The organism is Paenibacillus sp. LjRoot153 (assembly GCF_964253085.1).
Classification (GTDB): Bacteria; Bacillota; Bacilli; order Paenibacillales; family NBRC-103111; genus Paenibacillus_E.
Map to the genome: position 1 here is coordinate 465561 of NZ_CAXUQH020000001.1, position 23576 is coordinate 489136.

The window sequence follows — 23576 nt, forward strand, 5'->3', positions numbered from 1 at the left end:
TAGTAAGATGGAAGTCGAAATACTAGAAATTTTGTTAAATTATGTATAAGGAGGAATGGCGAGGAATGAGTAAAAAGACGTCATTACGTTGGTTACAGCTTGCGCTTGCCGTTATATTGTTGTTTGGCAGCAGTTTACCAGCGTTCGCAGAGGTTCAGGAAGTCAATGGTCTGATTGCCCAGGTTGAAAATGACACGGGTGCACCTATGCAAGATGGAGAGGTGAATCTCTATGTATACATGCACTATTCTTCAAACGGGGAACAGCAGTATTATACGAACCAGGCATTCACTACCAGGGTTCGTAACGGGGAGATTTTCATCCCGAATTCTTTTATTTTAAAAGGTAAGCAGTATGAGCTTCAAGTGAGAGGAACATCTTCCTCTGGTGAAGCAATTGTTTACCACTATAGCTTTATAGGTGGAGATATAAGCAGCTTGAATTTCGGCAAAGATCAATTAAAAAGACTGACATTCACACATGGTAAAGAAGCAACAGGTAATTTGCTGCTGATGCCTACAGATATTTATGGCAAGACAGATAAGGTATCCTACCCTATGTATACCCGTCCATTCAATGAGCAAGGTGAAGTGACAGCATGGGTAGCTTCCAACGCAGGATTTAAAGCATATGCATCTCTAGTGACACAAGGTTATTCAGAAACTTATATGCTAGAGGCAAACATTCCTGCCGATGTGCAAAGCGGGCAATCCATTTCTTTCGGCGGTGAGACGGTCAAGGTTACACCACCGACGGGTTATGATAACTCAGGGGTATCGCTTGGATTGCAAAACATTGGATCAGCCTTTCAGGCTCGAGTAGGCTATGTTAGCAAAGGCATGATAGGCAGTGTAAATTTTAGTGTCTTAAAAGATAATACGAGATATATTTTTTCAAGAGGCAATATTTCTTTTACTGAAAACATAACTCTACAACTGGACAGCACATTTCAAGGGAAAGTCTCCTATGTAAACAGCAATGGAAATGGCGAGTACTACACATATGCTTATTACTTTGACAGATACAATAATCAATTGCAATTCGTAGATTCACTACCAGCGGGCGCTTTCAGCACGTCTATGCAAGAGAAGGGACTCTGGAATGAGACGTTAGGTACGAACGGAACACCGGTCCGATCTTCGCTCAACAGCGCAGGGACTGGCATCGATCCTAATGGTGTCGTACAAGCGCTTGATTGGAATGACCCGATTTTGGAGTATCAGCTTAGCCAGAATGGCACATTACTGAGAACCCTCTCAGGGATAAGACAAATCTCATATCCGATTCAAATCAATAATGTGTCTCAAGGTACATATCGTCTTAAATTGAATAGGCAGTTGTTTCCTACCAATGTCGTGTCTTTATCCTTGGATCAGTCCATTCAGATTGGACAAAACAACAGCACGAAGTCAATTGGTGTTCAACTACCTTCCGGCTACTCCACCAGTTACTTAAATAGAGGGGCAATTATTGAACTCGACGGCAGTCGTGTGACAGCTAGTCAAACTATATCTGGCGGCAGTCTCGAATTTTATAAAGAGATTAATCCTGCACGTCAATACCGAATAGTGGCTGCATTTCTAATTTCGAGTTCGACTGGGAGTCCAACTGCCGGTTATCTGGTAGACCAAACTTTCACAGGCGAACAAATGCAGAATCTACAATCGCTGCCGCTGCAAAGCGGACTTGTTCGGACGGTATTCTCTCTGGACGGAACATCGATTACCCAAATGGCAAATGTGGTTTTATCTCTACCAATAACAGCCTTGAATGACCAGGTATCATTCTCAGCGCCAGGTGTATTATTAAGTACGCCTACCACTTTGGAGGCATCACTTGTTGGTACAGATGGCTCAACGAATGCGTATCATTACAATAAGTCGGTTACGATTCCGGCACAAGAGCAGAACATCGTAAGTTTTGCTGAGTTGGCTAACAGCCTCATTTCAGTGGAATTGAAGAACGGTCAAACCAACGTTCCCTTCGAAATGGTCAGTGTGCTTAAATCCAATTATTCCTACTCGTCTATCTTGCCATCAACCAGTAAAACGGAAGAGAATAAGCTAACGAAATTGTATACGACGCCAGGCGAATATCGATTCCAGTTTTCTCAGGTTAAGAAAGCGGACTACGAAACACCGTGGCGCTACATATGGAGTTCGGAACGAAGAGTCTACTCAGAAGCTACGAGCTTGAGCTTTAATGATGATATTCAAGGCGTTTTCGGTCCAATCCAGACCTATGACTATACGAATCCTGATCGGACGTTACTCTACACATCGGCAATCATCAAAGCCGGCGACTTGAATCTTAATCAAGTGTTCGTAAAGCAAGGCAACAGTTATCAAACGTTTAGCACTGCAATTGTGGGGAAAGGTCCTTATGATGACGGAGGGTATTCCTACTATAATTCCGTCCCAGGGACGCTTACCGTCAAAGATGAGAGCGGCAATGTTGTGATAAAATCGGATTCTTCTTATTCGGATTCGGTTTATGCAGAGATTCCTGACAAAAACGGCAATTATCTGTTAACCTACCAATTACCGATTGGACCTGGACAAGAAATTGCATTTTCTCAGCCTTATTCTGTAGGCGATCCGAACGCTCCTCCGGGCAAGCCGGATCCGAAAGCAACTTTCGCTGGCCAAGGGCTTAAGCTGACTTGGGATGCCGTGTCTGGAGCGTCGTATTACGACGTCTATGCAGCAGAGCAAGGTCAAACTTTGGTCAAAATCAAAGGCAATGTTACGGGTACATCCTTCACTTACGCAGAGGCCCAACCTGGCAAGATCTACGATCTTAAGGTTGTTGCAGTAAATAGTAAGGGCATTAGCACGGAATCCAGCATTATTCATTTTGCTGTTCCAGCATTTGCTGTGTCACAGCTGGATGTGAAAACATCCACAGTTCAAAGCTCAGCTGGACTTCTCAAAATGGGCAGCCAAATGCCTATCGAACTGACTGGATCCATCGGAGATGGAATTAGCGCGAAAGCGGTGGTTTCTTTCAAGAAAGGTACGGGTACAGAGGTGCTCACGGAGGAGGTCGTTCTTACACCTAGCCAAGGCAAGTACCTAGGTACATTCGAGATTAAAGAAGGTGTGACCGAGATTGTTTCGGTTAAAGCTTATTTGACGAGAGACGGAACGAACTCGGATGAGAAGAAAGTTGAATTGAACAAGAAAGTCGGCGCAACGCTGGCAGGTACCATTAAGCAGCGCGATGCAGCTGTCACAGACAAACCGGATATAGAATTTATCATTGGTGGCCAGTACGTGAAAGTAAATGCGGATGCCAACGGCAATTTTACGGCAGCAGGTCTGCCGGGCGGTTCCGTTAAAATCAATGTGATTGGCACAGGCACAGACCGCTACACAGATGTGGTTCAGGGAATTACAACTGAGCTTGGTGTCAAACAGACGGGTATTATAGTTAAATTACCAGTGCTGCAGAACGTGAAGCTTCGTTTGCTAGAACAAGGAACGCAGGTACCTGTAACCAGATCGCTGCACGTTTCGATCTCAGGTTCTGTCAACAAAGAAGGGTATATCGGACAGGACGGTTACTTCGCGACCTACTCTGGTGAATCGGAGCTTAGGCGATTAAAGCCAGGCAGTTATACCATTTCCATTATAGGCGATAGCTTATATGAAGAAACGAAAACGACATTTAACGTAGATGAAGTTTCCAATTACGTAACAAATCCGGTAACGATCTCAGTTGCCAAAAAGATCAAAGGAATTGCCAATGTTACGTTAAAGCTCTTCATGCCAGAGGGTGCTCAAACGAATCAGTTGGAATCTTATTATCTTTATAGTTCCACAGCTTCTCAATCATTTGGTTGGGAGTCAGGCTATCTCTATGGGTACAATCAATCCATGACCGTATCGGAACGTGTCTATGTGCCGAATCCACTGCTTGTGCTGGAAGGTGCAGATCCAACGGTTACTCAGAAAGTATACGGATATTATGGCACTCTTTCGCTTCCTGGGATTGCGGCTGCAAATGACTACACACTTAACGTTTCCGTACCTGGCCTTCAACCTGTGAACAAGTCCCAAGTAACCGTTGTTACAGGAACTTCGACGCTTGAGGTTGCGCTTCAGCCTTCGGTTGTGTATACCGGTCGGATCGTAGATGAAGCTGGACGTCCAGTCGTGGGTGCTGATGTATCTGCGTATGCAGGATCATCTTACGCGTATGCGCGTACGGATGCGGACGGCAGCTACAGACTGGATCGATTGAGTGAATCGAATCAAATTCAGATTTCGGTGCATGCTGTTGGATTTACGGATAATACGGCGATGCAACAGGTTACCGATCACCAAATTCCGTTGATTACGCTTGAAAATGATCAATTCATACACGGTAAGGTTGTTGATAAAGACAACAAACCGCTGAAATATGTGAGTGTATATGCAAGCAACAGCAAGAACAGCGGATGGGCAAGAACCGATGCCGATGGTTATTTCAAAATTCGTGGATTGTCCGCAGGAACCTACAAATTCAGTGCTTCCTTGTATGGTTATCCGAGCTATGAGAATAATCTCGTAACAAGCGCAGACCAACGAACCATCGTTCTACAGTCACAAGGTGGACACTTCTTCGGAGAAGGTAATAGCTTTGCTCCGTCTGTAGCTACAGTTATTTTAGGGAAAGAATTTAGCTACAGTTTGAAATATAAGAACAATAATACGTCCACATCTGTCAGCACGATCTGGAGTTTTGAACTGCCGTCCAATGTGAAGTTGGTCAATGGTTCTGTAGAATTGAATGGCAAAATAGTAAATGCAACGGCAACAAACGGCGTACTTCAAGTTCCAGCCGGAGATGTTATTGCGGGGGGAAGCGGTGAGATCAGCTTTAAGGCTCTCGTCGATCAAGCGGATGAAGCTTCGATTCGTACATCTGCTTACCCGGTCATTAACGGGAACAAAGAAGAGCCAACACAGATCGCTACTTCAAATGTATTGTATGTGACTTTGAATGCACCGGCTGTAACCGGGGATAAGAAGATCAAAGTATACGGGTCGACAAAGCCGGGATCTACGGTGGAAATTTTTGCAGGCTCCATGAGTCTGGGACGTGTGACAGCAGAAGGCCGTTGGTGGTATGCAGATGTTGTATTGCCAGTAGCAGCTGATGCGGATGAAGCTGAGCTTCGACTTACTGCACAGGTTGTAGAAAATAATCAAAGCCAATCTTCGGAAGCTGTGAATGTGAAGTATAAGTCTGGCGTACCGGGGATTGATGAGGCTAGAATTACAGCAGGTTGGAACGTAGATGTGAAGTTGAATCCGAAAGTTTCAGTAGCTACATTCGCGGTTACGGAGAAAACGCCGATTTCAACAAAGGTTGTATTTAAAGAGGCTGTCAATGAGGCGTCCATTTCCTTTATCGGAAGCACGTATCCATTGACCAAATCTAGTGATGGAAAAACCTTTACAGGCGAAGTGCCTTATGGATGGAGCTCATACGGTGAGCAAATGCTTACGCTCACTTATGTTAAGAATGGGCTAAGTGTTACTGTGCCACTGATGGAAGTTATCGTGCTCATCGATCCATCTGGTTACGTATTTGAAGGCAGTATGGATAACCGAGTGTCTGGTGTGACAGCTGTCGTACAACAGGAAAATAACACGCAGTGGACTAGCTGGAATGCAGACGATTATGGTCAAATCAACCCGCAAACCACGGATGTTGAAGGCCGCTACGGTTGGGATGTCCTACAAGGCAATTGGCGTGTATTGTTTAGCAAAGAAGGCTATGAAGACTATACTTCCCGGATCGTAGTTGTGCCTCCAGCGGAAACGCAATTGAATGTACCGCTAGTACGTACAACAACGCCAGAGATTACATCTATCACACCTGCGAACAATGCGCAGGATGTTAATGTAAGCTCGAATGTGGATATTGTCTTTGATCGCCCAATGGATGAAACGAGTTTGAATACGGATGTTATTCAGCTTGTGAAGGTTGAGGGAGTGCAAGAGACACCGATTGATGTTACGTTTGAGTATCAGCACATGAAGGGCTACAAAGAAGATCTATCATTGCGAGATGCCCAACTTCTGGATGGCAATAACCAGAGTGGTTGGTTTATCGAAGATGATTCGAAGAAATTAAGTAAGAAGCTGACGCTGAAACCGCGGACTGCGCTTGCGTCAGGTTCGACATATAAAGTTATCGTTAAAGGCAACTTGCTTGACTATAGCGGCAGCAACATACTCGTAGCTGACACAAGTTATACGTTTAAGACAGTAACTTCGGCAAAGCCGATGCAAACTGGTGGTGGCGGTGGTAATTCCGTTGCTTCGAATGAACTGGAATTGGATTTCGTTACTTTATCCAAATCCGTGACGAATAATGAAGTGCATGTAACTCTGACTGACAAACAAGATACAATTCTTGTTAAAGGGAATGTATGGAACGCCATTCAATCCAAAGGCTACATCGTGAAACTGCAGCATAAAGATGCTGAGGTTACGATTCCAGCCAAAGCTTTTGTCTTAAAAGACGACGAGACATTGGAGCTAGTACTGCAACCGAGTAAATCAACTTATCCTGTCGGTTATACAGCTTCAAGTCAAACGCTTCAAGTTAGCTTGGGCAAGAAGAATAACGGTAAAAAAGAAGAGCTTACAGCTGCTGAGCCATTGATCTTAAGGCTTTCTGCAACGCCTTCGAATGAACCTGAGTTGCTAGGCGCATATGAATTTGTTAATGGTACGCCACATTACCTTGGTAGAGAAATTAATGTATCCTTCTCTGCATCAGGAACATTTGGGTTGGCTAAATTCGAACGCAAATTTATGGATGTGGATAACCACTGGGCAAAACAAGATATTCAATATTTAGTGTCTCATCATATCGTTGATGGTACCACGGATACGGAATTTGATCCTGCAGGTACAACGACACGCGGGCAAATTGCCAAATTGTTTGCACAAATGCTTCAATTAAAGAATTCAGATACAGCGTCTTCCTTCGTAGATGTGTCAGCAAATGCTTGGTATGCGGATGCCGTAGCTGCCGTAGAGAAAGCAGGTATCTTCCAAGGAGCAGATGGACAATTCCGTCCTGATGCGGCAATCAGCCGACAAGAGCTGGCTGTTGTGATTTCACGTTTGGTGAAACAGGCGGATCTGACGGTAAACAAAACATTTGCAGATCAAGATCAGATTGCGGATTGGGCAAAGGCAGGTGTGAACTTAGCTGTGAAGATAGGTATTATCCAAGGGGATGATGCAGGCAAGTTCCTGCCGCAAGCTAATGCAACCCGCGCTGAAGCAGCGGCTATGATTCGCCGTTTAATCCAAGCCTTAGACAAAGATTAAGAACAACTAGACTACATTTATAGGAAAAGCTGGCGGTGATTTAACCGTAATAAGGCCAGTATGTTTGACCTTTACGGCAGTGTGTAATCACGCTGCCGTAAAGGTTTTTTGGCGTATCCCCAGAATTTACTCGTAGCGATTTTGGTAGCTTTCTAGGATGATAGAAGGAATCAAAACGAATCGAATAGGGGATGAGACAAGGTGAAATCCAAACGTGGATGGCGAAGGCTTGTTATGTCCCTAGTCGTCGTCGGTGCGATGTGTCAGGTAACGTTCGTGTACAAGAATGAGGTTCTAGCTGAGGCTACGGTGGCTCAGGGGAAATTCAATATGTCCTACTTATTCAGTGGAGCGCCTAGCACCTATACGTCACAAGTAAATAAGAGCGGAGATACCTTAGATGTGGTGTCGCCGAGTTATTATCACATAAAAGAAGATGGTCGTTTAGACGTCATAGATCTGCAGGCCTCCTTCATAACGGAGATGCACAGGCAAGGGAAGAGAGTTGTTCCTTTTCTAAGTAACGATTTCGATAGAACGCTAGGTGAGAAAGCGATCGATGAACGCGAAACACTAGTTAAAGAACTTGTTGCAAGTATCAAAGCCAATCAGCTTGACGGCATCCAGTTAGATATTGAAAATGTAGGCGCAGCATACCGCGATAAGTACACAGATTTCGTTAAAAAGCTCCGTGCGGAGCTGCCGACCACGATGGAGGTTTCTGTTGCTGTGGCCGCAAATCCAACAGGCTCTACGACGAGCTGGATCGGTCTGTATGACTATAAAGCATTAGCGTCGGTCAGTAATTATCTAATGGTGATGACCTATGATGAGAGCTATCCTGGTGATCCTACACCGGGTCCTGTTGCTAGCTTACCCTTTGTCGAGAAATCCATTCAGTATGCGTTGTCCCAAGCTCCAGCAAATAAAATCGTATTGGGAATCCCATTATATGGCCGCTATTGGAACCAAGATCCTGCATCCAATGGGGCAGGTATAACTGCTAAGAGCGTTCAAAAGCTGGTATATCAATATCAAGGGACAGTACGTTATGATGCAGCAAGTCAGTCACCTGTTGCTACATTTACGATCCAATCAACGGATGCGAAAGCAACCGTGAATGGCAAAGAGTTAGCAGCAGGTACTTACACGGTTTGGTTCGATAACGAGCAATCTATGAAAGCTAAGCTGAAGTTAGTAGGGAAATATCAGTTGAAAGGAACCGGCAGCTGGAGCTTAAATCAAGAGGCTGACGATACTTGGAGTTACTACCAGCTTTGGGCTGATGGTTTTTACTTCACGGATATGCAAAAGCACTGGGCCCAGGCCGACGTCCTGAACGCCGCGAATCGCGGCTGGATGCTTGGCGTAGCCGCAGACACATTCGCGCCCGACGCGGCGCTCACAAGGGCAGAAGCCGCGACGATTATCGTGCGCGCGCTCGGTTTAGAGAGCGCGGCGGTCGTCATCAGTGCCGCGTTCAAGGATGTGCCTGCGACCCACTGGGCGTCGCAGAATATCGGGATCGCGCAGCAGAACGGGCTGATGCAGGGCATCAGCAACGATCGCTTCGCGCCCGATCAGACCATGACGCGGGAGCAGATGAGTGTGCTGCTCTCCCGCGCCTTAAAGCTGACCACGCCGGCTAGCGGCGTGGCGAAGACGTTCACGGACGTGCCAGCTGACAGCTGGTCGGCAGAGGCCATTGCTGCGATGAGCAGCAGGGGCCTTGTCGACGGCTTCGAGGGCGGCACGTTCCGCCCGCTCGCGTCCTTGACGCGAGCTCAGATGGCTGCACTACTACGCCGTGCGCAGCCGCTGCTCACGCAGTGATAGGTAAAAGAGGGGTCCCCAAAGCCACGTATGTGGCGGGGACCCCTCTTCTTGCAAGGGTGACATGGAAATGCTGCGACCAGGAAGATATTTCTCCAAATCACCTTGTTCGTATTATGAATTAAGCTGTGAAGCATTGGAAGTGCAAAGATGAAACATTTTTTATCGAAGTAACCTCTCGATCTGAAATGTTTGCAAAAGTTAAAAAGACTTACGTTGGTGTAGATTGTAGCTGCTGAGTGACAAATACAATACGTGGCGGCTTCTTCTCAGCAGCAGTTGTCGACTTTGGTGGGGGTTCGCCAAGCGTATCATCTGTCCCTGTATAAACGAATGTTGTTTGTTCCTTCGGACCTGGTTTATTAGTCACGAATTGACGAATATTTTTGATGCGGGTTTCGGCGGTCGTGACGCGATTGCTGCCAATTTGAAAGAGAGATGAAGCCGCGACTCCGAGAATGCGGATGTTACGAACTGTTATATAGCTCCCTAAGTTATCCACACACATTGTGAAGGGTTCAGGAGGCTGTGGAATAGGGAAAGGTCGTTGGAAGAAAGAGTAAGCAGCAAAGCTGCCCTCATTCCCATAATAAAAAGGCACTTCACGTTGGACAGCAAAAACTCTGTTCTGCAAGGCAGTATAAACATTATCACCCGTATGCATCGTGCTTGCTGAGCCTATGCTATTGATATAGATGTTGCCAACAATCGATAGTCGAACCATCGATTAGCCTTCCGAAGCAAGTGGAACGAAAGGGGAGATAATGACGGATTCCGGCGGCGTGTCAAACATGGAGGATAAGGAGATGACCTCTGTATCCCCGATCAGGAAAACGGACGCACTGGATACCCCAACGATACGGACATCGCCAACACAGATTTGTTTGTTTTCAACATGTAAATTAAACATCTTTAGCCCTTCTCTCCCTAAAATAGTTGATCAAGTTGGAACCATTTACTTGGGCAGACTGGATATGTAAGTCTCTATTGCTGTAAGGATGTCTTGCTTCGTTTTGTCCATGATATTGTTGGTTACAGCCTCCAAAGGTTCTTTGAACCCAACGCCGCGGTATTGATTCACATAATGTTGGATACGTGTATCCAGTTGCTTGCGAATATCTTCGATGATCAAATCTTTGTAATCCTCATCGAGTGGATGCTGATATTTATGTTCAAGGTTATTAATATCGCCCTGTACGCCAAACTGTAAATACTGTTCAATGCCCCTAGCAACATCGGCTTGAATGTCTTTGCCTTGCTTTGCAGCTTCTCCTCGTACGGCCTCTTGACCCGCACCGATCCCGCCACTTGGCCCTGTTCCCTGATATTGCCCGCCCTGGTAAAAAGGATTCATATCCATGGGAGCCATGCCGCCACCGGTATTCTCTTTGTTCAGGGAGTTACCATTCACGCTGAAGTCTTCAATCTGATCCAGTGCACTGGGACTGATTCCGATCGTGAGCGTCCCGTCTAGCTTTTCAACCTTAAGCTGATCAAAATTATATTCTATTTTATCAATGTGAATGCGCTTCTCGTCCTTCATGGCTTTCAGATCCGCCTGCAGCTTGTTTACGGTTTGCTCTAACTTATCGATGCGCTGTTTCTGCATGTCGACATAGCTGCAGAGTTGTTGGGCCCATTGCTGCCACGTGATCGCATTATTCATTCGAGAATGCACCTCCTTCCGGATGACTCCGATATTCAAAGGACTGCCTGGCTAATCTTGAAGCGAAATGTATAAGGTTGAGTTAACATTATGTCGGTGCCGGCAGAGGAACAAGGGCGACAGGATTAACTTCACTTGTTCCAAGCTCAGGAGCAGGCTCTACGAAACCACCTGTATTGTACAGATTAGACAAGGAACGAATCGATCCCGCTGTGCCAATTTGGAGGACGGATGAGTTGGCGACAGAGTTTACTTTTAGCTGCTGAATCATAATGGTTTGATGGATGGTCCAGTTCATATGCCGTGGAACACCTCGCTCTAGGCTGACAATTGTCAGAGGATATTGCCGCTCGCATTCGCATCAATAAAGTCAGAATCATTGGTGACCGTCGTACTGTAAGTATTATAGACACGTGGGAAATCCCCGGTGTTAAATGAACCGGCTCCGGCAAAAGTCTTGGAGGAGCTAGTGGGTGAAATAATAAAGGAATCGCCGAAATGAACGACAGAACTGGAACCGACACTAATAATTTTCACATTCCCGACGATAGCTGGCATAATCCGATCCCCCTTGCGTTATCACACCTACAGTATATGAGGTATCCGCCTAGAGGTGCTCTGAATTTTCGGAAGGGTGTCACATCGGGACGTAGGCACATATACTGTTAACAAAATGAGGTGATAGGCTTGAGCGGATTTAATCGCCATCCTTGGCTGAAGTGGGAACAGGTTGAGAAGTTTCTTGGACAAAAGCTGCCATTCGCCGAAAAAGGGCAGACCTTTCTAGATAATATGACGTGGGCTGAAGGATATGTACAGGACATGCTGAAAAAAGCGATGCCAGGCATGGATGCCAGCATTTCATCCTCTGGAACCATCGGAACAGAAATTTTTGAAACCCATGAGCATGTCATAGTTAAGGTGAAAATTGCGAAGGAAGAAGATCCGAGGGCGCTCCAAGTGTTCGTCAAATCGAATCAAATTAAGCTGACAGGATTTACGAATGGTAAGAATCGAATTGTAAAGGTGCCAACACTCGTGCTGCCGAGAACTGCCAATGTGACCTATAAGCAGCGAGTATTGGAGATCAAGATTCGCAAGCGCGGGTTGAAGGAGAGCTATCATGAGGCGTATATCCGGTACTAGTCACCGCGTAGGAACTGAAGGAACCCCCTTAAGCCATATGGCTGAGGGGGTTCTTTCGTTTCGGTGTAGGGGAGGGAGGAGCGGCTGAGCTGGTAGGGGGATATGAATCTCCAGTAGCTCCCCAACAGAGCAACTCTCCATGAGCCAATCCACGATCAGATCCCCAACAGAAGCAGGCTCAATTCTCCATGAGCACTCCAACAACCCACAGCAAGCTCAGCTCCCCATGCTCAATTCCCCCACCATACCCGCCGCTCTGCCGCAAACTAGATGGATTTACTGTAGTTATTTTCGCGGAAAACAAGCCGAAAAAGAAAACAAATGGATTTAATGTAGTTAATTTCAGTGTTTCCTCATCTGTTTGCGAAATTAGCCAATATTAACGGGAGAAAATCCAGCTATTTGGATTTTTCACGCAAAAAGAGCCGAAATAGATGGATGATTTCCATCTATTCGACTCTCACTCTCTCACTCTCTCATTCATGGGGCAAAACACATGGCCGTTAACCTACTACAGCACGCGACGTGCTGTCATATAACGGGATGACCAAGTACCACTGTACAGATTGGTAATCCGTACACCACCTGCGCCGTAGGTTTGAAGGATTTTGTTATTACCTGCATAAATCCCTACATGGTGAATGACACCCGGCTTACCTGGGATCGAGAAGAACACCAAATCGCCAACCCGCAGGTTGCTGCGAGATACATACTTACCTACACGAGCTTGTTGTTGGGATGTACGCGGCAGGCGAACGCCTACTTTTTTAAATACATATTGCGTGAAGGAAGAACAGTCAAAGTTACGTGTTTGACCTGCAGTAGCTCCGAATTTGTAAGGTGTTCCTAAATATCTTTTACCAATGGAAATGACTTGACTGCCTCTAGAAGTTGAGGTTGCAGATGCTGTAAGCGCTGTAGCGTTGGTTACTTCTGTAGACGCAGCTGTAGCTGCCTCTGCCTTAGCTGGTGTAGCTGCTGCAGCTACTGATAATCCTATAGATACGGACAATGCCGTAACGACTAATTTTTTGTACCAAGTTTTTTGTGTGTTTTTCATAGGGGTTGCCTCCTTAGAGTTTTTCGCGAGAAAGCTTATTAGGTAAGCACTCGCTGATTTATCTCAAGTAAACTTATTTCATACTGTTGAATGAGTTTGGCGATGTGGTTGACCACCTGAGACTCAGTATAGCAGATGAAATTTGCCCTATTATTTACCACGCAACCATGTAATTCGTGCTATATCAAGGGGAAAGCCCAATTCTGAGAGAATGATGAGAATCCCCTTATAATGTTCTTATTGACAGGATTGTGGAAGCGTTACAACGGCCGTGGAGCCTTGTCCTAGACTGCTTTGGAGCTCTATTGTTCCTCGATGTTTTTGCACAATATGCTGGGCAATAGCGAGTCCAAGACCTGCTCCTCCTTGTTTACGGTTTCTAGCTTTATCAGACCGATAGAAGCGGTCAAAGACATGGGGGAGATCCTCTTCAGCGATGCCAATACCTTGATCCATGACCTTAAGAATCACTTGTTTATCCTGCAAACAGATGCGAATATCCACGATCTTCTGGCTATATTTTAAAGCGTTGTCTATTAAAATAATAAGTAACTGCCTGATCTGATAGGGATCCCCTGTCATCGGAAGTTCCTTCATATTGAGCTCGGACTGTACCCGAATCTCTCGGGAAGAAGTGACGCGAAGAGACGCGGCGGTTTGCTCTACCAGTAGAATAAGGTCGAAGTCTGTATTCTGCTCACAGTTTTCACGGTTGGTATTCGTGAGTGAAAGCAGATTTTGCGTGAGCAGCTTCAGCTGGGCGGACTCTGACACGATGGCCTCTAGGGCCTCTTCGCGCAATTGATCATTGCTGGAAGCCCATCTCCGCAAGAGACTTGCGTAGCTTTCAATAATCGTGAGCGGGGTTCTAAGCTCATGAGATGCGTCGGCGAGGAATTGCTCCTGTTTGCGAAACATATCTTGCAGCCTGTCAATCATGCGATTGAAGGTGTTAGCGAGCATCATCAATTCATCATTGGCTTGGTTGGCAGGTAGTGTAATATGACGGAATGAACCGCTTTCCTCAATGTTTTGCATAGTAACGATGAATTGTTTAAGCGGTCGAAACAGCACATTTGTATAAAAATAACCCCCAATCAGAGTCAATATGAGCGCGCCAATGGAAGTCAGGACAAGAATCGAGATCAACATTTCGGAGTACGTGCCAAGTCTTCGCAAGTTACGTCCTATTTCTAAGAGGGCAACTTGTTTCCCGTCTTTGAATACGGGTGTCCGAACGAATAATAGAATGCCATCCGCATCGGTTAATAAGATTTCAGACGCCTCAGTCGAATAGCTTGCTGGGTAACTGGCAAGATACGTATCTGAATAAATCTGGTGTGCGACCTTCGAGTCTGGTGTAATATATCGCAGCATTTCTTGCGGGATGAGCAATTCATCCATTTGCATATTATCTTTCCAATACTCGGGATGGTTAGGTAAATCCTTTAGCAGCAAAGCGCTGGCTTTATCCTTCAAAAGGTCAATTTCACCCTTCGTTGTCACGCGGATAAACATGTAATATACGAAGGTAAAGCAGACGAATAGGATCACCATCAATCCGACCGATACCCATAACGTAATTTTCAATCTTAGGCTCATACCGACTCCTGCCCATCATCGGAGAGTGAAGAACTGCCTTCTGAATCCGTCTTATCTGACTTAATCAAATAGCCGATGCCGCGAATCGTCTGAATCAGCTTGGTGGTAAAGGGCTTGTCCACTTTCTGACGTAAATAGCGAATATACACATCGACAACATTCGTATCCCCGATAAAATCATAGCCCCACACCTCGGTAATAATTTGCTCGCGGGACATCACTTCATTCTGATGCTGAATGAGAAAGCGCAGCAAATCAAACTCCGTTGGCGTCAGCTCAATGGCAGTGCCCTCACGCGAGACCGCGCGGCTCTTCAAATCCATCGTTAGGTCATCGATTTTCAGCAAATGATCCTGTTCGGGCACTTGCTCTTGCAGGCTCTTCTGCCGGAGCAGACTGCGAATACGGGCTAGCAGCTCCACGGTTGCAAAAGGCTTCGTGACATAGTCGTTGGCGCCTTGATCCAGCCCGCTGACGCGATCAGGGATAGCATCGCGTGCAGTCAGCAGAATGACAGGCAGGGAGGCATTTACCTGTCTAAGCCGTCTTAGAACCTCAAGTCCGTTGAGTTCCGGGAGCATGACGTCAAGAAGGATGAGATCCCATCCGTCTTCGCTTAAGGCAGCTTGAAGTCCAGATCGCCCATCCCCACAAATTAGTACCTCATAGCCTTCATGCTCAAGCTCTAGCTGCAGCACACGGGCAATACGTTCTTCATCTTCAATTAGCAAAATGCGGCTCATAACGGCTCATATTCACTCCCAAAGTCACTGCTTAGAGGCAGCGATATCGATTTGTATCGGATTCGGCATCCAGAAAATCTCTTCGCATTTAATAAAAGATTGAAGAAATTCCGGTTCAACTGGAATCTGTGTACGGTAGGCGAGCAGCGCCTGCCACTTGCAATAGGCCTGGGCCAATGTCAGTGGTCGGCGGATCGGTGGCGGCCAAGGTACGTTCAAAGGAACGCGATGTCCCTCTACAAGGTGCGCCTCGAAAGGAAGATCTGGTGTGATACCACGTGGCCAAGGCCACTGAGATTCGGCACCGCTATGGATCAAATATGTGTAGACCGCACCCGTATACCCAGTTTGCAGGACGGCTTCCATGACGAATGCATGGGCCGCCGCATGGTCGAGATGGGTATCGGCAGCATCTGTGACATAGATCTCTTTGGGCTGCAGCATCGCGATTAATACCTTCGTATCGCCGAGGGCGCAAGCCTTTCGATACGGTGCAGGGCAGCCGTAATACATCGAGTGAAAATCAGGCACAAGCCCGCCGTAGGTCGCCTGCCGCTGCGTGAAACGCTGCTGAAAGGGCGGCATGGCGCCCGTAGTGGCATATACACGGCCCAGCCCGGCATCTGGATAGCCGAGGAAGGTCAGATCCTGCGGGCGGAGCCCGATCAGCGTCGCGGCTGTCAAAGCCTCTTGCTGGCGTATGCGTGCCAGCTCCAAATAATGCGCTGGCCCCAGCTCCTCAGGACGCTTGCCAAATAAGAGGGTAGCTGCTTCCGGGTACCCATCACCATTCGTGAAGAACACAACATGAACTCTCTTGCCGCAGGCAATGGCGTCCATGATCGTGCCAGCTGTCCCGAGTATTTCATCATCGGGATGCGGAGCAAATATAAGTAAATCAACCGGGTTTATCTTCAAGCACAATTCCTCCCACGATCACATTAATCAATGATATTAATGTATGTGGGCAGAAGTGGATGCGTGTTAACCCGACCTACTTCCAACCAGGGAATAATGGTTTGGTAGGTTCTGGAAGACGAAATCCGCCGATAAAGGCGCATCCGATCCCCCAAGCTATGATCATCCAGAGGAGAAAGACCAAAGCTTGTTTGCGGCTTCCCTGTCTCGTCCAATAGGACATTTGCTGGATGGCAATGAGGATGGATGGAATCGTAAGGGCGGTCATTTTGAGCCACATTATTGACTAATCTCATCCTCTCTTAAGTAATAGGGAGCGCCCTGAACACCGATTTGATAAATATTAGCGTCAACCTTGAACTGAACGTCCACTTCAGGAAACATAGTCTCCCAATCTTTCTCAATTTTTTTCCACAACTTTGGATATTTCCGATAGACAGATTGTCCGAGACCTGCGTTGTCTGTCTTGTAGGTCGTTTGCAGGGTGTGAAAGAGCTTCTGATAACTCTGCGTTAGTTGCTCTTGAAAGGACGCATTGAGTTTCTCCATAACAGCCGGATCACTTGGATCCAGCTTTGAGCGATTATCCATGATACGGCCAGTAGCTTTAATGTCCATAATAAAATGCGGCTGCTCATCGGAAGAGACTTCCACTCGTTTTTTAGCAGATAACGTACTGACTCGAACAGACAATTTACTTTCCTGATCGGGGAGAGCTACATCCACGTCACCGAAGGGCTTTTTGCCCAATAGACTCGTAAGCGCGACAGCTTGCATATCATCCACATAGCCTACCAAAGTAGTTTTATTAAACAAGGCGACGCTGCTCAGCAGAATTTTACCGTCCTTATCCTTGGAGAACGCTGCCGCAATGGGCTCAATACCGGCAGCAGCGGAGGAGGCATAGAAACTGCGGAGCATCGAAGGGATCTGCATTTTACGCACAATGATTTCACGCAAAGCTTCTTCCTTCGTGGCTTCCAAGGGATACTCCGTCTCGACGAGACTTTTGGCATCGGTATCCCGAGCAATAACAAGATAGGTGCGCAATCGATTTTTGGGATTTCTTGAAATCAAATCTAGCAAGGGCGCCATGTTTTGCCGGGCTAATGATTCTCCGACCATGAAAATCCGGCGGTGTGACGGCAACGCATCTCTTGAAAGCTTACGCTCTAGCTTCACGGTCATAGCCTCCATATTGTCGCCATAATCGACGAGCGGCATGTACGTCTTCTGTTGCGTGCCACCACTTGTGGTCAATTGGCCCGCACCAATCGATTTAGGAATCGCAATTTGAACATAGCCACGGTACTTGCCTGTATCCGGCATCAGATCAAATGCGGCAAGCTGAATAATGGCAATGTCATTAATTTCTTTTCGATCCCAGCACCCTGTCAGAAGGAGAAGCATCATCGTATACGTTATCAGTTGACTCAGTCTTCTCATCATTCGTGCCTCTTGGTATCCGCCTCTGGCGGAGTTGTAACCAGATCACGGTCCAGGATCCAATGCGGGGAACGGACTAGAAAGTCTCGCAGCCCTTTTAATCGCAAAGGTCCAATCGGAGATAAGTAGGGAACGCCAACAGAGCGGATTCCCGTCAAATAGAGAGCAAGTGTGAACAGCCCAAGCAGGATTCCGACGAAGCCGAGCGTACCTGCAAGCAAGAGCAGCAGCAAGCGCATAATCCGAATGGAAAAGGTCATGTTATAGCGCGGAATCATGAACGAAGCGATCCCCGTCACTGAAACAACGATGACCATGGGTGTAGATACGATCCCAGCTTGTACAACCGCTTGTCCGATGACGAGAGCGCCGACGATACTGACGGTTTGTCCCATGATGCGCGGTAACCGGAGTATCGCTTCCCGGAGTGCTTCGAAGGTAATTTCCATGATGAGTGCCTCGACCATAGCAGGGAAAGGAGAGGCTTCACGAGCACCTGCAACAGCGAGCAGTAAATTCGTCGGCAGCATTTCAGGGTGGAAGGTTGTAATGGCCACATAGAGAGAAGGCAATAGAAGAGCCAGAATGATAGACAAAGAGCGAATAAACCGAATGAAGGTTGCGCTGGTGAACATCAAGTAGTAGTCTTCACTGGACTGAAAGGCCGACCAGAACTGAAACGGAGCAATTAACACGAAAGGCGTATTATTTGTGAAAATAGATACCTTCCCTTCCAAGAGTGCGCCTGCTACCACATCGGGCCTTTCCGTGTATTCCATGGTAGGGAAAATACTGAAGGGATTATCCCGAATCAATTCTTCGATATAGCTGCTTTCCAGTACGGCATCAATATGAATAGCGGATAGCCGTTTGATAATTTCATCGACAATTTCTTGATCCGCGATACCTTCCAAATAAATGAGTCGTACTTCCGTTTGGCTGAGCGCGCCGATTTGCCAGGTTTTTATCCGCATTTTGTCTGTTTTCAAACGACGTCGAAGTAAGGCAACATTCGTTTCCAAATGCTCTGTAAAGCCCTCCCTAGGGCCGCGGACACCAGATTCTGTTTCAGGCTGCTCAATATTACGATGTGGCAGGCAGGCCAGATTGGCCAATAGCACCTGCCTCTCCCCTTGCTCGGCGATCATAACAAAGCCAATGAGCAGACTATCGATCAACGTTTCGAAAAGATTGGTTTGTTTGACTTCAGGCGTCAATAGATGGGAGGAAAGCGTTTCTGTTGTTGGCTGTGCTTCAGATAAGGGTTTGGTTATCTCGCGTTCAATCCGCTCTGCGTCAACCAAGCCTGAGATGTAGACAATGAGGGTAGAACGGATGTACACAAAGACTAAATCTGGATCGTGATCAAGCTGCTGAGTGATATCAGATTGCAGTTGAGTAATGTCGATGGCTTCATCAACAGGTGTTTGTAGCATCCGCTTCTCCCTCCTTAGCTCTCTACGCTGCGTTTTCTGAATACCCCGTTCAGGATGAAAATAACCAATGGGATTACGACGAATAAAGGGAGTTCGATAATCCAAGGCACAACCTTCAGGCCTACAAAAATATGGCTGGCAATATTTTTGGCGGTGTAGATGGAAATAAACCAAATCAGCAAGGTGACCGGTATAATAACGACGCGATGATTCTCCATTTTCCACTGTGTGGTGATCGTTGTGCATGCCGCGTAGGCATACAGAATGATTTTGAACAAACCGCCTGTAATGAAAGTTGTTACAACAAAAGGATCCAAATTGTCGATGAAATCGGCGATTCGGATCAACTGAAAGCTGGTGAGCAGCGGGTAAAAAGAACGGTAGAACAGGTCTGGTCCTAGCGTACTAACGGCAATGAGATCAAGTACCACAAAAACAGCGCCGACTAGAAGGGAGGAGTACAGCGCAGCCTTGCGAAACTTGTTAGGGCTTACAGTTAATTTCCAGAATACAGCGAAGACAATAATTTCACCGAAGGTTGTTGTTAAGCCTAGGGGGAATACCGTTACACCAATACTTCTCCAATCCGATGCAACAGGCAGCAGCCAGGAGAAGTCAATAACATCCGAGAAAAGAAGCAGAATGAGCTGGATGCAGGTAAACAAAAAAACGATGATAATACTGAGTTCAGCTAGCCGAGCAATGCGTTCAATCCCTGCATAACAAGCATAAGCAACCAATAGGACAAGAAGCAGCATTAAGAACGGAGCTGGTGTACTTGGGAGTAGAAACGTGCTCATCAACTCACCTAAATCCCTCAGAATGCGCCCCGATTCATAAATAAAAGCAAAAATATAGAGTGAGGTTAAAAAGTGGCCAACGTACTTGCCGAAGGTTATCTGGAGCAGGGAAACTAAGGTTTCACCTGGATTGCGTTCATAAATACGAGTAAACATCCATACGATGCTTATTCCTATGGTGGCACTGATTAGGGCAGCTAGCCAAGCGTCCTGCTTAGCTCCGCCAGCGAAGCCGAATACAATGGTTGTACCCAGCTGGAATAAAAACAAAAGACAGAATGTTTGCCATGTCGAGAGCACTTGGATCACGCAGAACCCCCCTGACGTGCTAATGATCTTACTATTTTCAAATTGGGGAAAAAATATCCTTCCTTGCCTTTAAACACCTGAAGTCATACGGAATAGAGGAGTGAAATTGTCCATTAGCCTAGTCCACATGACCCGATTGCGACATAAAATAAACCTATAGACGTAATGAAGGAGTAGAACCTATGAGTATAGAACCAATGAGTATTTCTCCCAAAAAGAAGGTACGCATCAAAGCTAAACACAAGGTAGCGATTTTACTCCAAGATCACGACGCTACCGCCAAAGTCTATGTGGAGATTCTTGGAGATTTGAAATCACGGGAAGTCATGATGGAAGCTATAAAACGCTTAGAAGATGGGTTAATCTACACGGATGAGAAATGTACGATGTTAATCGACAGTGAATATATCGAGGTTCTTCCTAGAAGGAATTTTAATCGCAGAGTAGGGGAGGATTTCATTTTCCTAATCGATCGTGCTTACGCAGAAAACTATGTCGTTTCGGCAAAGATTATCAAATAGTGGTCAACTTGTGTCGCAAAAAACCCCTAGTCGTGCAGTCAGGTGATAAACTTACCTGAACTGTCGATTAGGGGTTTTTGAAGTTAAGTTGATTATTATTTCTTGCTTGCTGACGGGAACGTTTCTACGGAAGTTAAACGATCGTAGAAGTCGGTGAAATTATTTCTCTCAGGTGAGTCAAGCAATGCCATTGCCGTGCGAGGGTGCTCGTCTAGTGCACCAACGATCATGTAAGGAATGAGGTAGCCCCAATCCCATTTCTCACGCATTGTGATCATATGCTTCTCAATAATTTCAAGAACTGGACGCACATCGTAGCGTGCACCCTTGAGGTGGCTGAGCAACAATTCGGTCGTACAGTTACCTGCAGCGCGACCCATACCGTACACGGATGAATCCAAGAAAGTTACACCTTTGGAAGCTCCAGTGATTGTGTTAGCGAAAGCAAGCTGCATGTTATTGTGCATATGCAAGCCTAGCTCCTTCTCAGGAAGTAAGCGTTGGAATTTGGATACGAGGTAGTCAATGTCTTTGCTGCCCATGCTGCCGTAAGAATCTACGACATAAACAACGTCAACTGCGCTTTTGTTGATTTCTTCAAAAGCTTCTGTCAATTCGTTCTCCATTACGTGGGAAAGCGCCATGATGTTCAGGGACGTCTCGTAACCCATGTCATGGAATTTCTGAACCAGCTCAAGGCCTTTATCAACATCCTTGATGTAACAAGCAACGCGGATCAGGTCAAGTAAGCTGTCTTCACGAGGCAAAATGTCTTTCTCATCCACACGTCCGATATCAACAAGAGCGGATAGCTTTGTATCTGTTTTTTTGGTGATAACATCACGCAAGAAGGATTCGTTAAGGAATCTCCAAGGGCCGGATGATCCGCCTTTTAGTAGCTTTTCTGAGTTTTTGTAACCAATTTCCATATATTCTACGCCGGCAGCGCTTAAACCGCGATACATATCTTGGACAAACTCCACGCTAAAATCCCAATCGTTAACTAAACCGCCGTCTCGAATCGTACAATCCAAAATCTTGTGTTGATGATGCTTTACCATACTCGCAAATACCCCTTTCGACAGCTCTTGTCGCCTTCTGATTTTGCTATATTATCACTTATGAACAGGTGGCTTGTCAATGCAAGCGTAGGCTTCCGCGCAACTTTTCTAGGTAGGATATGGTAATATGGAAAAGACAGAAGTGATCACGCGAGGGGGATGAACGGAATGAATCGGAACGAATGGACATTAGCAAGAGAGGTTGCTGTAGGAGCGGCTGTGAAAGCAGGTGAATTGGCCAAGAAACGTTTCGGTGGTCAATTAATCCTTCAGCACAAAGATGAGCGCGGTGATCTCGTGACGGAGGTGGATGTGCAGGCGGATCGTCTCATCGTGGATGACATCTTGAGCGTGTTTCCGACTCATCGCATATATAGTGAAGAAGCGGGTGAGGGTGGAGCAGCGAGTGACTGGGTGTGGCATGTGGATCCCTTGGATGGGACGAACAATTTCGCACTGGGCCTCCCCTTGTACGGCGTTTCCATTTCTTTGAGCTATCAAGGTCGGATTGTACTTGGCGTCGTTCATGATTCGGCTATGGAACTGACTTATGTGGCGGTTCAAGATGAAGGAGCGTGGCAAGGTGACAGGCGGCTGATGGCAAGGCCTAGTGGTACGCTGACGAAGTCTACCCTTTCATGGATTCAAGGGCATGCCGTAACGAAGGACGATCAGCGGGCATTAGCGCTTCGACATCATCTGGAGTATGCAGTCAAAAGAGTGATGCGCTTATGGGCGCCTTCCATTGTGTGGGCGATGCTGGCCAGAGGTGATCTGCATGGGGTTGTCATGTACAACTCCGAAGGGGAAGATCTCTATGCTGGCTTGCTGCTTGCGCAGGAGGCTGGTGTGAAAGTGACGGATTTCGCGGGTAATCCGGTTGCTTTGCTCGGTGGCATAGCCGTTGTAGATGAAGCGGTCACAGACGGAGCTAGCTATTTGGTCGCCGCTGTGCCAGCCTATCATGCAGAGTTGCTACAACTCGTTCAAGAGGCGCTGCGTACAGCGAAATAGGTTTTCGAATAGGATAGGAACAATTGGTCAAACCTAATGGCAGACTTTCCATTTGAAGGAAGAAAGGGTGCTGTTAGATGAAGGACTTTGTTCCTATCTTTTTTGAATTCGATCAAACGCGAGATGCGTTGCTGGCGTTAGACACATTAGAAGAGCTCGGCTACAAGCCGGAGCTGCTGGAAGGGGAGCGCGCAACGCTGCACATTCATCTAGATGAGCAGGAGATCACCTCGGCAATCGAAATCGCTCAATCTCACGGCGGGCGGCTCGTGGATCGGCCGCAGATGCAGTCCGAGCAGGCCACCTTCGCAATGGCGTATGACTTGGAGGGCTCCATCCGCATCCCGGCACATACCGTGAATGAGGATTGGTCTGACAGCTATGCCGCATCCGCGGTGGCAGTGGATCGTGATGCGGTACCGAGTGATGACGAGGCTGCTTTCGATCCTTCGGCGGATGACTACAATCATTTTAGCGCAGGTATTCGCATTTAATTGGCACATAACCAGAAGAGCCCGAGGAAGCAATTCTCGGGCTCTTCTGGTTACTTAGCTTGTTTGGGGTTGGAGCGCCGGTATTTTTTAATTCTGCTAAGCGGTTACCGCATCTTTCCAATGGTAATAATAGCTGGTGCGGGTAGGGTCTGCTCCATCCAAATATTCCGAGACGTTGTGCTTTTGACAG

Annotated in this window: 20 protein-coding genes; 6 read left to right on the plus strand and 14 right to left on the minus strand. The window is 46.7% G+C overall.

What is annotated here, in order from left to right; translation table 11 throughout:
* Positions 1-65: 65 nt before the first annotated feature.
* Together ACSQ8P_RS02205 and ACSQ8P_RS02210 are read left to right on the plus strand one after the other, a co-directional pair.
* Positions 66-7337 (plus strand): carboxypeptidase regulatory-like domain-containing protein, encoded by a 7272-nt coding sequence (locus tag ACSQ8P_RS02205; protein WP_436233706.1) that lies wholly within the window; start codon positions 66-68, stop codon positions 7335-7337.
* Between the two features lie 201 nt (positions 7338-7538).
* Positions 7539-9170, plus strand: a complete 1632-nt coding sequence (locus tag ACSQ8P_RS02210) for an S-layer homology domain-containing protein (protein WP_436233707.1) — start codon at positions 7539-7541, stop codon at positions 9168-9170.
* 211 nt (positions 9171-9381) lie between these two features.
* Here ACSQ8P_RS02210 and ACSQ8P_RS02215 read toward each other — a convergent pair whose 3' ends face one another.
* The 5 genes from ACSQ8P_RS02215 to ACSQ8P_RS02235 form a co-directional block, all read right to left on the minus strand.
* Complete coding sequence (locus ACSQ8P_RS02215) at positions 9382-9894, minus strand: spore germination protein GerPE (protein ID WP_436233708.1); 513 nt, start codon at positions 9892-9894, stop codon at positions 9382-9384.
* A 3-nt stretch (positions 9895-9897) separates the two neighbouring features.
* On the minus strand, positions 9898-10080 hold the full coding sequence (locus tag ACSQ8P_RS02220; protein WP_436233709.1) for a spore gernimation protein GerPD: 183 nt from the start codon (positions 10078-10080) through the stop codon (positions 9898-9900).
* A 45-nt stretch (positions 10081-10125) separates the two neighbouring features.
* A complete protein-coding gene (gene gerPC, locus ACSQ8P_RS02225) occupies positions 10126-10836 on the minus strand; it encodes a spore germination protein GerPC (RefSeq protein WP_436233710.1) in 711 nt (236 codons plus the stop codon).
* 88 nt (positions 10837-10924) lie between these two features.
* The gene (locus ACSQ8P_RS02230; RefSeq protein WP_173118046.1) at positions 10925-11134 is read right to left on the minus strand and encodes a spore germination protein GerPB; all 210 of its coding nucleotides are present in this window, start codon (positions 11132-11134) and stop codon (positions 10925-10927) included.
* A gap of 35 nt (positions 11135-11169) precedes the next feature.
* Positions 11170-11394, minus strand: coding sequence for a spore germination protein (locus ACSQ8P_RS02235; RefSeq protein ID WP_056610720.1), 225 nt, complete (start codon positions 11392-11394; stop codon positions 11170-11172).
* A 129-nt stretch (positions 11395-11523) separates the two neighbouring features.
* Between ACSQ8P_RS02235 and ACSQ8P_RS02240 the strand changes: the two genes are divergently transcribed.
* A complete protein-coding gene (locus ACSQ8P_RS02240; RefSeq protein WP_436233711.1) occupies positions 11524-11982 on the plus strand; it encodes an Hsp20/alpha crystallin family protein in 459 nt (152 codons plus the stop codon).
* A gap of 511 nt (positions 11983-12493) precedes the next feature.
* Here the strand turns inward: ACSQ8P_RS02240 and ACSQ8P_RS02245 are convergent.
* From ACSQ8P_RS02245 to ACSQ8P_RS02280, 8 genes are all read right to left on the minus strand, one after another.
* Positions 12494-13042: a C40 family peptidase gene (locus tag ACSQ8P_RS02245; protein WP_436233712.1), complete on the minus strand. Its 549-nt coding sequence runs from the start codon at positions 13040-13042 to the stop codon at positions 12494-12496.
* A gap of 237 nt (positions 13043-13279) precedes the next feature.
* Complete coding sequence (locus ACSQ8P_RS02250; RefSeq protein ID WP_436233713.1) at positions 13280-14644, minus strand: sensor histidine kinase; 1365 nt, start codon at positions 14642-14644, stop codon at positions 13280-13282.
* A complete protein-coding gene (locus tag ACSQ8P_RS02255) occupies positions 14641-15387 on the minus strand; it encodes a response regulator transcription factor (protein ID WP_436233714.1) in 747 nt (248 codons plus the stop codon). The genes ACSQ8P_RS02250 and ACSQ8P_RS02255 overlap by 4 nt, the downstream gene beginning before the upstream one ends.
* 24 nt (positions 15388-15411) lie before the next feature.
* Positions 15412-16305, minus strand: a complete 894-nt coding sequence (locus tag ACSQ8P_RS02260; protein WP_436233715.1) for a PIG-L deacetylase family protein — start codon at positions 16303-16305, stop codon at positions 15412-15414.
* 76 nt (positions 16306-16381) lie between these two features.
* Positions 16382-16585 (minus strand): hypothetical protein, encoded by a 204-nt coding sequence (locus tag ACSQ8P_RS02265; RefSeq protein WP_436233716.1) that lies wholly within the window; start codon positions 16583-16585, stop codon positions 16382-16384.
* The gene (locus ACSQ8P_RS02270) at positions 16585-17754 is read right to left on the minus strand and encodes a Ger(x)C family spore germination protein (protein WP_436233717.1); all 1170 of its coding nucleotides are present in this window, start codon (positions 17752-17754) and stop codon (positions 16585-16587) included. The genes ACSQ8P_RS02265 and ACSQ8P_RS02270 overlap by 1 nt, the downstream gene beginning before the upstream one ends.
* Positions 17751-19187, minus strand: coding sequence for a spore germination protein (locus ACSQ8P_RS02275; protein ID WP_436233718.1), 1437 nt, complete (start codon positions 19185-19187; stop codon positions 17751-17753). Before ACSQ8P_RS02275 ends, ACSQ8P_RS02270 begins: the two co-directional genes overlap by 4 nt.
* Positions 19188-19201: 14 nt before the next feature.
* Positions 19202-20296, minus strand: coding sequence for a GerAB/ArcD/ProY family transporter (locus ACSQ8P_RS02280; RefSeq protein WP_436233719.1), 1095 nt, complete (start codon positions 20294-20296; stop codon positions 19202-19204).
* Between the two features lie 182 nt (positions 20297-20478).
* On the opposite strand from ACSQ8P_RS02280, the gene ACSQ8P_RS02285 reads away from it, so the two are divergent.
* Positions 20479-20817: a hypothetical protein gene (locus ACSQ8P_RS02285; RefSeq protein WP_436233720.1), complete on the plus strand. Its 339-nt coding sequence runs from the start codon at positions 20479-20481 to the stop codon at positions 20815-20817.
* Between the two features lie 95 nt (positions 20818-20912).
* On the opposite strand, the gene ACSQ8P_RS02290 is transcribed toward ACSQ8P_RS02285, so the two are convergent.
* Positions 20913-21878: an aldolase catalytic domain-containing protein gene (locus ACSQ8P_RS02290; RefSeq protein WP_236288096.1), complete on the minus strand. Its 966-nt coding sequence runs from the start codon at positions 21876-21878 to the stop codon at positions 20913-20915.
* Between the two features lie 168 nt (positions 21879-22046).
* On the opposite strand from ACSQ8P_RS02290, the gene ACSQ8P_RS02295 reads away from it, so the two are divergent.
* Together ACSQ8P_RS02295 and ACSQ8P_RS02300 are read left to right on the plus strand one after the other, a co-directional pair.
* Positions 22047-22892: an inositol monophosphatase family protein gene (locus ACSQ8P_RS02295; protein WP_436233721.1), complete on the plus strand. Its 846-nt coding sequence runs from the start codon at positions 22047-22049 to the stop codon at positions 22890-22892.
* Between the two features lie 77 nt (positions 22893-22969).
* A complete protein-coding gene (locus tag ACSQ8P_RS02300; RefSeq protein WP_436233722.1) occupies positions 22970-23386 on the plus strand; it encodes a hypothetical protein in 417 nt (138 codons plus the stop codon).
* Positions 23387-23576: the final 190 nt, after the last annotated feature.